This is a genomic window from Thalassotalea sp. PP2-459, from assembly GCF_001913705.1.
GTDB classification, from domain to species: Bacteria; Pseudomonadota; Gammaproteobacteria; order Enterobacterales; family Alteromonadaceae; genus Thalassotalea_C; species Thalassotalea_C hakodatensis.
Window position 1 is genome coordinate 24,645 of record NZ_MKQD01000046.1, and the last position, 14,487, is coordinate 39,131.

The 14,487-nt window shown below is 37.2% G+C and carries 14 protein-coding genes; 6 read left to right on the top strand and 8 right to left on the bottom strand.

What is annotated here, in order from left to right:
* Positions 1-3: 3 nt before the first annotated feature.
* Positions 4-1,185, bottom strand: a complete 1,182-nt coding sequence (locus tag BI291_RS11695) for a tetratricopeptide repeat protein (RefSeq protein WP_083602022.1) — start codon at positions 1,183-1,185, stop codon at positions 4-6.
* Between the two features lie 542 nt (positions 1,186-1,727).
* Between BI291_RS11695 and BI291_RS11700 the strand changes: the two genes are divergently transcribed.
* Both BI291_RS11700 and pepE read left to right on the top strand, forming a co-directional pair.
* Entirely contained in the window at positions 1,728-2,135 is a 408-nt protein-coding gene (locus BI291_RS11700; protein WP_074498951.1) for a type II toxin-antitoxin system HicB family antitoxin, read from the top strand.
* Between the two features lie 19 nt (positions 2,136-2,154).
* A complete protein-coding gene (gene pepE, locus BI291_RS11705; protein ID WP_074498952.1) occupies positions 2,155-2,874 on the top strand; it encodes a dipeptidase PepE in 720 nt (239 codons plus the stop codon).
* A gap of 68 nt (positions 2,875-2,942) precedes the next feature.
* Here pepE and bioD read toward each other — a convergent pair whose 3' ends face one another.
* Genes bioD through bioB form a run of 4 tightly spaced genes read right to left on the bottom strand, consistent with a single transcriptional unit; the run spans position 2,943 to position 6,621 of the window.
* Positions 2,943-3,608, bottom strand: a complete 666-nt coding sequence (gene bioD, locus BI291_RS11710) for a dethiobiotin synthase (RefSeq protein WP_074498953.1) — start codon at positions 3,606-3,608, stop codon at positions 2,943-2,945.
* Position 3,609: 1 nt separating this feature from the next.
* Positions 3,610-4,395: a malonyl-ACP O-methyltransferase BioC gene (gene bioC / locus BI291_RS11715; RefSeq protein WP_074498954.1), complete on the bottom strand. Its 786-nt coding sequence runs from the start codon at positions 4,393-4,395 to the stop codon at positions 3,610-3,612.
* Positions 4,385-5,539: an 8-amino-7-oxononanoate synthase gene (locus BI291_RS11720; RefSeq protein WP_074498955.1), complete on the bottom strand. Its 1,155-nt coding sequence runs from the start codon at positions 5,537-5,539 to the stop codon at positions 4,385-4,387. The genes bioC and BI291_RS11720 overlap by 11 nt, the downstream gene beginning before the upstream one ends.
* 5 nt (positions 5,540-5,544) lie before the next feature.
* Positions 5,545-6,621, bottom strand: coding sequence for a biotin synthase BioB (gene bioB / locus BI291_RS11725; protein ID WP_074498956.1), 1,077 nt, complete (start codon positions 6,619-6,621; stop codon positions 5,545-5,547).
* A 102-nt stretch (positions 6,622-6,723) separates the two neighbouring features.
* Between bioB and bioA the strand changes: the two genes are divergently transcribed.
* A complete protein-coding gene (gene bioA / locus BI291_RS11730; protein WP_074498957.1) occupies positions 6,724-8,025 on the top strand; it encodes an adenosylmethionine--8-amino-7-oxononanoate transaminase in 1,302 nt (433 codons plus the stop codon).
* On the opposite strand, the gene BI291_RS11735 is transcribed toward bioA, so the two are convergent.
* Positions 8,015-8,383: a hypothetical protein gene (locus BI291_RS11735; protein ID WP_074498958.1), complete on the bottom strand. Its 369-nt coding sequence runs from the start codon at positions 8,381-8,383 to the stop codon at positions 8,015-8,017. The genes bioA and BI291_RS11735 overlap by 11 nt on opposite strands.
* Before the next feature lie 146 nt (positions 8,384-8,529).
* Between BI291_RS11735 and asnS the strand changes: the two genes are divergently transcribed.
* A complete protein-coding gene (asnS, locus tag BI291_RS11740) occupies positions 8,530-9,930 on the top strand; it encodes an asparagine--tRNA ligase (RefSeq protein ID WP_074498959.1) in 1,401 nt (466 codons plus the stop codon).
* A gap of 129 nt (positions 9,931-10,059) precedes the next feature.
* On the opposite strand, the gene BI291_RS11745 is transcribed toward asnS, so the two are convergent.
* On the bottom strand, positions 10,060-10,614 hold the full coding sequence (locus BI291_RS11745) for a nitroreductase family protein (RefSeq protein WP_074498960.1): 555 nt from the start codon (positions 10,612-10,614) through the stop codon (positions 10,060-10,062).
* On the bottom strand, positions 10,611-11,315 hold the full coding sequence (locus tag BI291_RS11750) for a DoxX family protein (RefSeq protein WP_074498961.1): 705 nt from the start codon (positions 11,313-11,315) through the stop codon (positions 10,611-10,613). Before BI291_RS11750 ends, BI291_RS11745 begins: the two co-directional genes overlap by 4 nt.
* A gap of 201 nt (positions 11,316-11,516) precedes the next feature.
* On the opposite strand from BI291_RS11750, the gene sppA reads away from it, so the two are divergent.
* Positions 11,517-13,376: a signal peptide peptidase SppA gene (gene sppA / locus BI291_RS11755; RefSeq protein ID WP_074498962.1), complete on the top strand. Its 1,860-nt coding sequence runs from the start codon at positions 11,517-11,519 to the stop codon at positions 13,374-13,376.
* 82 nt (positions 13,377-13,458) lie between these two features.
* A complete protein-coding gene (ansA, locus tag BI291_RS11760; protein ID WP_217693825.1) occupies positions 13,459-14,466 on the top strand; it encodes an asparaginase in 1,008 nt (335 codons plus the stop codon).
* Positions 14,467-14,487: the final 21 nt, after the last annotated feature.

Here is a 14,487-nt window from a genome sequence, read left to right on the forward strand (position 1 = left end):
AGGTTATTCATTATGTTGTGTTATCACATTTAGCTTCGCAATATATTGATTTTCTGTTGACGGATATCGATTATAAGAAATCGCTTTTTTAATCGCATTTTCAGCTTTATCCGTTTCTTTTAGAGCAAAATATACTCTTGCAAGGCCGAAGTAAAACTCATGCCCTTTTTTTTCCAACCGTATTGCTTTTTTAAACAATCTTTTTGCTAATTGATACTCTCCGCGATATAACGCTTCATCGGCTAACATTGCATGATAAAATGGATTTTTATGCCGTTTTTCGTGAAGCATTTGCTTAATAGCTTCGACTCTTTTATTTTCTCCTTGGTGTGATAATACGATTGTTAAGTTTTTATATGCAGTTAAGTTATCATTATCTAAAGCAATTGCGGTGTTATAGCTTTTTTTTGCTAAATCGTATTGTTTAGTTAGCTTATATAAAACACCTAAATTACCCCAAGAAGAAGAAAATGTAGGGTTTGCAATAATCGCACTCTTAAAATAAGCATATGCTTTATCATAATTTTGTTGAACTAAGGCACCAGCGCCTTTATTGTTGTAAAACATTGCTAACATGTCTTGCTTGGTGATTGTTTTTTTAGGAAAAGAACGGCGATATACTTCGGGGTCAAAATCAATTTGCATTAATTCATCACCGTAAACAACAGCCACGTTAGAAGCACGCTTCTCACTAACTGATAAATTAACATGACCAGTTAGCATATTATGCTCACCATTTCGTACCCAGTACTCTGGCACTTTGATACTTTGAAATTTAACATTTAACCCCGCTTCAGTTGCTAATGCATATGCCATTATTGTCAGTGACATACAGTTAGCAGTTTGACTATGATAGGCTTGAGAAGCCGTTAAGTTAGCGTTATTTTGATAGGCAAGGTTGATATCTTCTTTTGAGAAAATATGTTTTAAGAGTTTTCTCGCTTTTCGTAAATAATTTTTTTCTGGAATTAATCTTTTTTCGACGAAATCTTCCATTTGCGCATCTAATGCAAACACTTCATCGAGCGATTCAATATTATGCTTTTTATATCCTGGGAATGCCTCGTCATTAAGTAATTGCTGGTAATTATTAGGAGCCGGCTTTCTAACTGTTTGGAAATTGCTGCAACCAATTAAGCACACCAATAAACTACCGATCAATACGTTTATCTTAATAGAAAACATAAATCCTCCAAATACTCTTAGCAGATTAAAGCAAGCGTTATTGACCTTGGTATTTATGCCGTTACTTAATACAAAAAAGTCATCTCGCTAAGTTAACTATAATATAAGACCATGCATTTCGTATAAAAATCACACAGCATTTAGAAGTTTTTACACTTTAATGACTAGCGGTAGTTATTGAGGGATAAGCGGTTATGTTATTCCTGTTGTTAACGAAAGCCCTTTATTTTTTGCAATTTAATATCTTAAAAAATTATCGTCACAGTACTTATTAATAACTCTAATAACTATTGAATGTTCTTATTTATCAACAATGATGGTTTCTCCCTTACGGATATTTTTCTCTCCATATATATAAAGTTAAAACGTATGTAAATACTCACACCTCCCCCAAAAGAGTTATTGGAGTCATATCTATCCATACTAACGGAGTTATTGGAGTTCCGTATATTTATTTTCAAGAGTTATCAGGGTCATCAGAGCGTTGACAATTAAGAGTTGTCAGGGTTATCATTAATTTTCTTTTTTAAAAGGATTAAGTGATGAATTATCCCGTAAAAATTCAGTACAGAACTGATGAAAATAACTGGTTATTAACCATTCCTGATATACAAGGTTGTACAGTAGAGGGGAAATCAATTAGCGACACGCTTAAACAAGCAGATCACGCAATCGCTGATCATTTAGCTATTTTGGCTGAGTATGGTGAAAAAATTCCTACTGCGAGTGATATTGAAAATTTTATATCTACATCCCCAATGGCAAATATTGTGTGGGCGGTAATTGATGTTGATATCGTGCCTTACTTAGGTAAAAGTCATAAAATAAATGTCACATTGCCAGAATTACTGATTAAACAAATTGATGATCGGGTCAGTAAATCAGAGCAGTACAAAACACGCTCGGGATTTATTGCAACAGCTTGCATGACCGAACTTACCAACAAATAGATGAATAAAAGAGAGATTGATGAAAAACAGAGATTTATTATTACTCAGTAGTTCAAAGGTTGGAAATACGCCCTATTTGAGTCATGCATTGCAATGTATAGAACAACACCTAACGCAATCCAGTAACATCATTTTTATTCCTTATGCTGGTATTGGTATGAGTTACGATGAATACACAGAGAAGGTAAACCTTGCCCTACGTCCGATTAATAAATCAGTGACAGGTTTGCATACGTTTACTGATCAAAAAGAAGCGATTAAAAGTGCTGATGCTATCATTGTTGGCGGCGGTAATACTTTCTCACTGCTTAAGAAACTGTATGAAAGTGAACTTATTGAGGGGATAAAAACAGCAGTAAACGCACTTGGGGTGAAATATATTGGCTGGAGCGCTGGAGCCAATATTTCAGGGTTAAGCATAAAAACAACCAATGATATGCCCATTGAACAACCCTTTAGCTTCGAGGCATTAGCGCTAGTGAATTGCCAACTTAATCCACATTATAGTGAATATAAACCGCCGGGCTTTAATGGCGAAACACGAGAACAAAGGTTAGCGGAATTTATGATAGTCGAGCCAGAAACATTAGTAATTGGGCTTGTAGAAGGTTCTGCGTTACAGATAAATGGAGAAACTTATCAATATCTTACGGCTGATAACATTGACGAACCTATGTACTTATTTAAAGGAGGCATTAAACGTGCTGTATTAACTGCACCTGATAATTTAGATATTTAAAAATAACGACAGGTTAATAAAGGCGTACGGCAATGTGTGTTGTGTGTAACATTGCCGCATAACGTATATTAAATTGTTGAAAGATCAAGTAATTCAGCAACACTTTCAATATTAGGTTTATTATCAACAACACCAAGTAAAGGCATTGAAAAATATGAAAAAAGCTCATTAAGATTTTCATTAAGATATGCCATATCTTGTTGTACATTGGCTACCCAGCCTACACAGACTAAACCATCGTTCTTTATTGCTTCATATGTCAATATCGCGTGGTTTAAACAGCCAAGTTTCATATTTACCACAAGAATGACCTGTTGATCAGTTTGCTGTACAAATTCGGATAAAAACTTACCATTACCAAGTGGTAACCGCCAGCCACCAGCACCTTCTGTTATTGTCACTTCTGCATTAGTCTGACACATTTTTTTATGTGCCTGGGTGATCTCCTCTAATGAAATTGCGACTTGATTATTCTGAGCTGCGATGTGCGGTGCAATGGGCTCTGCAAATGCTATTGGGTTCACTTGCTCTATGGTTTGCTCACAATTGCTATAAGCCAACAAGTTTGCAGCATCTGCATTAATTAATTTGCCATCAACGAATTCACAGCCTGCGGATATTGGCTTAAAAACTTGTACTTTCTTGCCTTGTTTCACCAGCTTATTGACTATTGCACAGCCAATATGGGTTTTCCCGGCATCAGTATCTGTTGCTGTGATAAAATAATTTTTCATTTTACGCCTTTAATTTGACCATTAGGCCGGAAAATACGTGATAAGTTGCGGGGAAAATATTGTCTTGTTCTACAAACTGCGCGTAAGCAGTCATCATCTTTTGCCACTTTTCTTTACCAGCTAAACCACGATTCGATTTTTCAGGCACATGATTAGCGCCTAGCCCTTTTAACTCTCTAGCTAAATGAAGTACGTTTTCGTATTCAAGCACTACAGGTTTATCATGAAATTCCAATAATTTAGCATTCGGTATATCAAAACAATTTTTAAGCTCTTGTAATGATTTAAAATCAATAACATGGCGATCATTGTCGACAGCTTTCCAAGATGACTTTAACTCGTGTAATGTGCCATCTAATAAGGTGGAAAACACAAATAATCCACCAGGCTTTAACACCCGTAATACTTCTTTAAGTACTAATTCTAGCGGATCGCACCATTGGATCATTAAATTTGAATACACAAGATCAATAGATTGATCTGCAATAGGCAAATGATAAGCGTCACCTTCTAACCATGTGATCATTTTATTTCGGTTATTGTGTGCGTATGACAGCATCTTTGCAGAAATATCCACGCCAATAACATGTTGATACTTTGCCGCTAAAATATCGGTAAAAAATCCAGTACCGCAGCCTAAATCAAGCACCGTAATATCATGCCTTTTGGGTAACCAAGGCATTAAATTTTTACCACTAAAACGCTGTAATCTTGCAGAAATATCGTAAGACTGGCTTGCCTGACCAAATGATTTAGCTATATTATCGCGTTTACTTTTATCGATCATTTTTTCCTATAACCTTATTTACGCATTCTGCTAAGTATTTGATATCTTGTTCTTTATGGGATGAGGTTATGGTAACGCGTAACCTAGAGCTGCCCTTTGGAACCGTTGGTGGACGAATCGCACTTAGCCATATTCCGTATTGTTTTAATGTTTCAGCGCTTTGCATTGCTAATTGTTCACTACCCAGCACTAATGCATGAATTGAAGATGCCGTTGGCAACAATGTTATCTGCGTATTTAACGATTGCTTAAGTAGCTGACTTAAATGCGCTATCTTTTCCCTACGCCATGATTCACTGATCACTAACTCGATACTTTTTGCCGTTGCCCATGCAATAGCCGGAGACATCGCTGTCGAATAGATATAATGGCGAGAAACATTAACTAAATACTCGTATGTATAATTATCACAAGCGATAAATGCCCCACTTGTTGCTAAAGCCTTACCAAACGTTGCCATAATAATATCTATATCATTACTTACGCTGCTACTGCCTTGCCCTTCATTACCGGTAATACCGATACTGTGCGCATCATCAATATACAATTTAGCTTGATGTTGTTGAGCAACTTTTGCTAACGCGTTAATATCAGCACCATCACCATCCATGCTAAAAATCCCTTCTGATACAATAAGGTGATCACGGTAAGAAGAGGTGTTTATTACGTTACTCAGTTGCTGATAATCATTATGTAAAAAGCGCTTAACTTTCGCTTGTTGTGAAAAAGCGCCATCAAGTAATGAAGCATGAGACAGTTTATCTAACCAAATAGCAGCACTAGGCTGGGCAAATGCATTCAACGAGGCAAAGTTGGCCGAAAAACCACTATTAAACAACAAACATTTATCTTTGTTTTGCCACTGACAAATTACATTTTCGAGGTATTGATGGGCATAATTGAATCCGGTTAATAAGCTAGAGCCACTGGAGCATACACCATATTTTTCAGCACCTTCATTTAATGCCGCATTGATTTTAGGGTGATGATTTAACCCCAAGTAATCATTCGATGAAAAGTTAAGATATTGTTTGCCGTTATGCACCAAATGTCGCGCATTTTGCTGTTCAATCAACACTCGTTGACGGTAAAGGTGCTGTTCCTTTCTTGTCGCTAAGTGCTGATCAATAAAATCGAATGCCATTTACGCTATTTCGCTGCGTTATAAAATAAACTGTCACTCTCTTGTTCAGCGACTTGCGCTTGTAATACTTGTGCTTCCACTTCTTCATCAACATTATTTGCGACTGTTTCAGTGTTGATACCAAGTTTATTAAATAGCGCAATATCAGCATTAGATTCAGGGTTACCAGCTGTTAGCAATTTACAACCATAGAAAATTGAATTAGCCCCTGCTAAAAAGCATAGTGATTGCATTTGTTCATTCATGGCATCACGGCCAGCAGATAAACGTACATGGCTATTTGGCATCATAATACGTGCAACCGCAATACAACGAATAAAATCAAAATTATCAAGATCTTCAACATCAGAAAGCGGTGTGCCATCAATTTTTACTAACATGTTAATGGGAACACTTTCTGGTTGCGGCGATAAATTAGCAAGTTGTGCTAATAACGATGCACGATCCGTTGCTTTTTCACCTAATCCAACAATACCGCCACTACACACCTTCATTCCGGCAGAACGAACATTACTCAATGTATCAAGCCTGTCTTGATAACTTCGAGTGGTGATTATTTGATTATAGTGTTCTGGTGAAGTATCAAGGTTGTGATTGTAATAATCTAACCCTGCTTCTTGTAATTCACTGGCTTGATCTGAAGAAAGCATGCCTAAAGTCATACAGGTCTCCATACCTAACTTCTTAACACCTTTTACCATTTCAACGACATAGGGCATATCACGTTCTTTAGGGTTTCGCCATGCCGCGCCCATACAGAAACGCGTTGACCCTTGCTCTTTTGCTTTTTCAGCAGCTTCCAGTACTTTTTCAACTTCCATTAATTTTTCTTTTTCAATGTCCGTTTTGTAACGGGCACTTTGCGAACAGTATTTACAATCTTCTGGGCATGCACCTGTTTTAATAGACAACAAGGTACTCACTTGTACTTCGTTTGGATTAAAATGTTGTCGATGAATACTTTGTGCGTAGAACATTAGATCGTTAAAAGGCAGATCAAATAACGCATTTACTTCAGCGTTTGACCAGTTATGCCTAAGTTGCCCTAATTCGAAATTAAGTGCCGAATTCGCTTTTATCATGAAAAATTGCCTGCTGTTGAGTGTTTGCAACGATAATTGAATACGGGTAGTCTATGCACCACCAAGAACTTGTCAACAAATTCCTGCACATTACGTTTACTAATGATTAATAATTATACTGATCTTGTTACTTTTGATAAAAAACATGTATGGCATCCTTATACTTCGATGAGCAACCCACTACCTTCATACGTAGTAGAACGTGCTGAGGGTGTAAATATTCAACTAAAATCTGGTGAAACATTAATAGATGGCATGTCATCATGGTGGTCTGTTTTACATGGCTATAACCGACCAGAGCTAAATAAAGCGATAACCGAGCAATTAGATAAAGTAGCCCATGTTATGTTTGGTGGTTTTACGCATGAACCCGCTATTACTCTAGTAGAAAAGTTGGTATCGCTGACACCTGATGGTCTAGAAAAAGTGTTTATTTCTGATAGTGGCTCTGTTGCGGTAGAAGTAGCAATAAAAATGTCGCTTCAGTATTGGCAAAGTAAGAAACAAGCAAACAAGCATAAATTGATGACGGTACGTAATGGCTATCATGGTGATACATTTGCTGCTATGTCTGTGTGTGATCCTGTTACAGGTATGCATCAAATTTTTGATAAAGTATTGATGAAAAATATCTTTGCTCCTGCTCCTACCATTATGTTAAACGATTCATGGGATGATAAAGAGACTGAACAACTCGAATTTCTGTTTGCTAACCATCATCATGAATTAGCGGCATTTATTATTGAGCCTATTGTACAAGGTACGGGAGGCATGCGCTTTTATCACCCCAATTACCTCAAAAAAGTTCGACAATTATGTGATAAATACCAAGTACTGTTTATTGCTGACGAAATTGCGACTGGCTTGGGGCGCACCGGTAAACTATTTGCTTGTGAGTGGGCTGATATTTCACCTGATATTATGTGTTTAGGAAAAACCTTAACCGGTGGTTATTTATCGTTAGCAGCAACACTTTGCACCACTAACATCGCGGAAACAATTAGTAATGGTGAAGCAAGCTGTTTTATGCATGGGCCAACTTTTATGGGAAATCCACTGGCATGCAGCGTCGCCAATGCTAGCATTGATCTTCTATTGCAAAATAACTGGCAGGCGCAAGTTAAACAAATTGAGTCTTGGTTTAACCAAGCGATTAAGCCTCTAGGTGAAAATAAACGAGTCAAAAATGTACGAGTTTTAGGTTCAATAGCAGTAGTAGAAACACACCAAAGTGTTAATGTAGCAACAATACAACAACATTTTGTAGAGCAAGGTGTTTGGATCCGCCCTTTTGGCAAGCTGATTTATATGATGCCGCCACTTATTATTACTCAAGAACAAATAGAAACGCTAATCAATGCGATAGCATCGGCACTACCTCATGATAAGTTCTTTAACGACTAAGTTGGAAGACGATATACACTGTCCAAGCAATTGATACGATAAACAATAAAAAAATATTAAATCTTGTGTTATCGGATTTTCTTCTACTACGAAACTTATGGATGATAAGCGCGAAATAACTTAGTAAGGCGCTTATCCATAATAAAATATATAAATAACCCGTTAACGGCGTTAACCAAAACTTTCTGACTGATATCCCATGATAGCGTAAAACGCCAAATTCATTATCAGGGGCAGCGTAATAAGAAACGATAAGGGCAACAATAAAAACAGCCCATGCAACTAAGGTTAATATCTGAATGGTTTTTAACCAAACATCTGAATGAACTCTTCGTTCTTGGCCTAAAAAACGACTCATTGGCTTATTATTTCCTTAAAACCATATGCTATAGCGATAAAATCGTGCCGTAGTGCAAGTTTTTACTTGTGAAACCTAATGATCACGGTAACATATCAGCCCTTAAATTAAGAACAAGTTTTTTACTCATAAAAGAGGTTTGATAAATGTCAGTTATCGCTATTTCTGATGTGTTAGCAGGTAAATTTCCTGTTGATAAAGAGATTTCTGTGCATGGTTGGATCCGTACCAGACGTGATTCTAAAGCAGGAATTTCATTTTTAGCCATCCATGATGGTTCATGTTTCGATGCTATTCAGGCTATAGCGCCAAATAATTTAGATAATTATCAAGATGAAGTTTTAAAATTAACCGCAGGTGCGGCTGTTAAAGTAACAGGAACTTTAGTGGAATCTCCGGGAGAAGGTCAATCATTTGAAATTCAAGCAACTCAAGTAGAAGTGCTAGGTTTAGTGGACGATCCAGATACCTACCCAATGGCTGCTAAACGTCATTCTATTGAATTTTTACGTGAGCATGCGCACTTACGTCCTCGTACGAATATTGGCGGTGCCGTTACCCGTGTAAGAAACTCATTAGCACAAGCGATTCATCGCTTTCTACATGAAAAAGGCTATATGTGGATCAGCACACCACTTATTACTGGTAGTGATTGTGAAGGTGCTGGCGAAATGTTCCGTGTTAGCACGCTTGATATGGAAAACCTACCTAGAACAGATAAAGGTGATATTGATTACGCTGAAGACTTCTTCGGTAAAGAAACCTTTCTAACTGTTTCTGGTCAGTTAAACGTTGAAACATACTGTTGCGCGTTATCAAAAGTGTATACCTTCGGTCCAACTTTTCGTGCTGAAAATTCCAATACTAGCCGACATTTAGCGGAATTTTGGATGGTTGAACCAGAAATTGCTTTTGCTGATTTAGCAGATGCAGCTACTTTAGCGGAAGAAATGTTAAAGTACGTGTTTAAAGCATTACTTGAAGAACGTGCTGATGATATGGCTTTCTTCCAACAACGCGTTGATAAAACCGTGATAGATCGTTTAAATGCTGTGATCAATAAAGACTTTGTTCGTATGGATTACACTGACGCAATTGATATTCTACAAAACTGCGGTAAAACCTTTGAAAACCCAGTTTCATGGGGTGTTGATTTAAATTCAGAGCATGAGCGCTATCTTGCAGAAGAACATGTGGGTGGCCCGGTAGTACTTCAAAATTATCCAAAAGATATTAAATCATTTTATATGCGTTTAAATGACGACGGAAAAACCGTTGCAGCAATGGATATTTTAGCACCAGGTATCGGTGAAATTATCGGTGGTAGTCAACGTGAAGAACGTTTAGATGTACTAGATAAACGTATGGGCGAAATGGATTTAGATCCAGCGGATTACAGTTGGTACAGAGATTTACGCCGTTATGGTACAGTACCTCATTCAGGTTTTGGTTTAGGGTTTGAGCGTTTAGTTGCTTATGCAACCGGCATGCAAAACGTAAGAGATGTAATCCCTTTCCCACGTACGCCTAACAACGCGTCTTATTAAGTTAGTTATTGTTCTATTGAAAAGCCACTTGTTAAACAAGTGGCTTTTTTTAGTCTCAAATAAAATATTAAGGGGTCATTAAGAAGGTCACCATGAGTTTATCTTTCAAACATATCACCTAACAGTATTCTACCCATTAATTATTCGAACCCGATCTTCAAAATACCGTTCAGGTTTTACTGGCATGTCTTTGGCTTTTGTACCGATATAAAGAAAGCCTGCAATATCATTATGTAATGTAATATTGAGTGACGATTTAACATCGTTGTTGAACGCTAAATCTCCTGTACGCCACATTGCACCATATCCGAGTGAAAATGCTGCCATTTGCATTGCATGAACGACACAACCAGCGGTGATCAACTGCTCTTTTTCAGGTACCTTTTCATGAGGTTGGTAATCAGTACTAACCACAACAACCATCGGGGCACGAAAAGGCATTTTAGCTACTTTATCTATCTTAGCTTGCTCTGCTTTTTTTAATGTCATTGCCTTTACAAATGCATGACTAAGTTTACTAAGGCCTTCGTCGGTATACACAGAAATAGTGAACGGTTTTAACGCTCCATGATCAGGTATTCTCATGCCTGCCGTTAAAATAGTATGTAATTCATCATTGTTTGGTGTCGGCATTGTCAGTGATGGATCAGATTGACGGTTTAGTAGCAGCTCAATTGCATTCATAAAGTATTGTTCAACTGTAATTTAGGTTTGAGCCAGTAAGTATAAAGGTAATAGTCGGCACTAGTAAATCGTCCACCGCCAATAAATAGCAACGCAAGCAACATAATAAAATACGTAGCCGCCAGTTCTATGCCATTATTCATTACGCCAATATTGCCTTTTTCAAATAACCAATCTGTATTGCCATTTTCTGCTAAAATTTCGCGCATTTTATTAAGTCGTACATATACTTGGTCGCTGTTTTCTAAACTTCTTTGAGCGGCATCAATACCTAGCCAGTCAAGCACATTCGCTGTACTTACCGCAGAATTACTGGGTGCAACGGCAAACCAACCATGTTCAAGGTGTACCGTGGTTGCCGCAACAACCATTGTAAACATTAGTGGAAGAGTAATAAGCCGAGTGAATAATCCGATAAGTAGCATCCATCCACCTAAAAACTCGGTCCATGCGGCAAGGTTGGCTAACAACTCAGCATATGGTAGCCCTAATCCCCATTCTGCGTTGCTGAACCAATTAACGACATTGTCACTTGCTAATAAAATTTCAAACCCTGTAACATCAGGATCAGACAAGTTTAACTTACTAAAACCTGCAATAATCATAATCGGTGCTAAAAACAGCCTCAATAACAGCGCTGGTATGCCATTAAACCAATATAACTTACTAATACTTTTTTGATAGAGCGCAATAATATTCATAATTTCTCACACAAATCTTTAATATTATATAGAACGTTTTTTATACTAAACCCTTTCATGCCTTATCCTCTTATATTCATATTAAAAGAAAAACATGAAAAACGGCGCTTTATTCAACATTATTTACAATTTGCACTACTTAAACGATAGATATTCTTATAGCATATAAACATGTATTGCATTATTTAAGATTAAATATTTATGAGTGATAAACACCCTAGCGCTATTGTTAGGATCAGCAAAAGCTTATTTCAGTTACTAAACGTTTCCCGAAAAATTATCGTTAATGTTGTCTTCTTTTTAGTATTATTTATTGTTGTCATTATTTTCACCAATGATGAGGCTGAAGTTATCGTGCCTAGTAAAGCTGCATTAGTGTTAAATATAGAAGGCGATGTTGTTGAACAAAAAGTTGAAATTGATCCACTAGATGCCTTTTTAGCTGAGGCTACCGATCAACCTAATGATCGACCAGAGGTATTATTACAAGATGTATTAGATGCAATCTCTACCGCGAAAGAGGATGATCGTATTCAAATGATCGTCTTAAAATTAGCTAAAATGTCTAGTGCAAACATTACAAAAGCAAGAATGATTGCTAAATATATACAAGACTTTAAAACCACAGGTAAAAAGGTAATTGCTGTTGGTGATCAGTTCACTCAAGATCAATATTACTTAGCCAGTTACGCTGATGAAATTTGGATGAACCCTAATGGGTGGTTACTACTTGATGGTTACGGTCGCTATCAAACATATGTTAAATCAGCCTTTGATAAATTAGCAATTTCACAGCATGTATTTCGTGTTGGTACCTATAAATCTGCAGTGGAGCCTTTTATTCGTGATGATATGTCACAAGAAGCAAAAGAAGCCAATCGTCTGTGGTTATCGCAGTTATGGTCTCAATATAAAACAGACGTAGCAGCTCAACGAGAATTTAGCATTGATAACTTTGATGAATCTATTGATATTTTGCTTGATAAACTCGAAAAAGCCGATGGTAAAATTGCGCAATACGCACTAAATAATCACTGGGTAGATCAACTAAAAACTCACGATGAAATAAATGAAGCTCTACTAACTATGGTTGGCGGAAACTCACGCGGAAATTTCAATCAAATAGGCTTAAATCAATATCTTCGAGCAACAACATCAATGGTACCGATTGGACAAGGTAATACAGAAAAAGTCGCTGTTATTGTGGCTAAAGGGACCATTTTAGACGGTGAACAACCTCCTGGCACTATTGGTGGTGATACGTTAGCAAAATATTTGAAACAAGCGCGATTAAATCATCACGTTAAAGCTGTTGTACTCAGGGTTGATAGCCCAGGAGGCAGTGCATTTGCCTCTGATATAATACGCCATGAAATAGATCTACTTAAACAAGCAGGTAAAACCGTTGTAGCTTCGATGGGAGCTTATGCTGCATCTGGTGGCTACTGGATATCAGCGCCTGCTGATGCCATTGTTGCATCCCCTACTACTATTACCGGCTCTATTGGCATTTTTGGCTTTTTTATGACCTTTGAAAAGTCATTAGAAAAACTAGGCATTTTCACAGATGGTGTTGGCACAACTGATTTAGCAGGCTTTAGCATTGCTCGTCCTCTTAATGATAAAGTAGCTCAAGTTTTTCAACTCGGTATTGAACGAGGTTATCAAGATTTTATTGCCTTAGTCGCTAAACATAGAAATATGTCTTTACAAGAAGTTGATAAAATAGCACAAGGACGTGTATGGTCAGGTATACAAGCACAACAATTAGGCTTAGTTGATGCCCTTGGTGATTTAGACGATGCTATTTCACTTGCTGCTGAACTTGCAAATTTAACGAATTACGAAACAATGTTAATTGAAAAAGTAAGGTCAACAGAGGAACTTTTTTGGCAAAATATTTTTACTGAAACACGTGCTTTTTTACCTACACAAACCAAGCAAACACCTGATCAGCTACAAATATTATTAAACCATGTGAAGCAAGAACTAATGGCTGTTTCAACGTTAAACGATCCACAAGGTATTTATGCTAAATGCATAGCATGTGAGCTAAATTAGCCAATAAATTTACTTTACTATAATTAATGCCTCCGATATTTATTCTTTCACGGGGGCACTAACCATAGACGCACTCAACATTATGAAGAAAAAAATTTATATCGCCTATACTGGCGGCACCATTGGTATGAAGACAAGTGAACAAGGTTATATACCCGCTAAAGGGCATTTAATAGAGTCTATTCAAAATATGCCTGAATTTTATCGTGAGGAAATGCCAGAATTCACTTTAAAAGAATACCATCCTTTAATCGATTCATCGAATATGACACCAAGTGATTGGCAACGTATAGCTGATGATATTGCAGAGAAATATCAAGAATATGATGGTTTTGTTGTCTTACACGGTACTGACACTATGGCCTATACTAGCTCCGCTTTATCTTTCATGTTTGAAAATTTATCAAAGCCCGTTATTGTCACTGGTTCACAAATTCCGTTCAGTCAATTACGTTCAGATGGACAAGTGAATCTTTTGAATGCCCTTTACATTGCAGCAAACTACCCGATTAATGAAGTCGGCTTGTTTTTCAATAACCGGTTGTTTAGAGGAAACCGCGCTATAAAAGCTTACGCTGATGGCTTTAATGCTTTTGATTCCCCTAATATGCCTCCTTTACTAGAGGCTGGGATAAACATAAAAATTGTCGCCGGTAGCATTGCCTCTGGATCTACAGATACAGTAAAGATGACAAGGATCACTCCTCAGCCTATCGGTGTTGTACATTTATACCCGGGTATCAGTCATGAGTTAATCGCCAATGTGATACAACAACCAGTAAGAGCACTTATTGTTCGAAGTTATGGCGTAGGTAATGCTCCACAAGATGAGCGCTTACTAGCCCTACTTTCTGATGCCAATGAACGAGGCATTATTGTGGTTAATTGTAGTCAATGTATTAAAGGTAGAGTGAACATGGAAGGATATGCAACGGGATCAGCTTTAAGTCGATGCGGAGTTATCAGTGGACAAGACATGACATTAGAAGCAACTCTAACAAAATTACATTACTTGTTAAGTCAATCATTAACGAACGAGCAAATTAAAGGTTTATTCATTAAAAACCTACGTGGTGAATTAAGTGATTAATTCACCCATATTAATAAAATA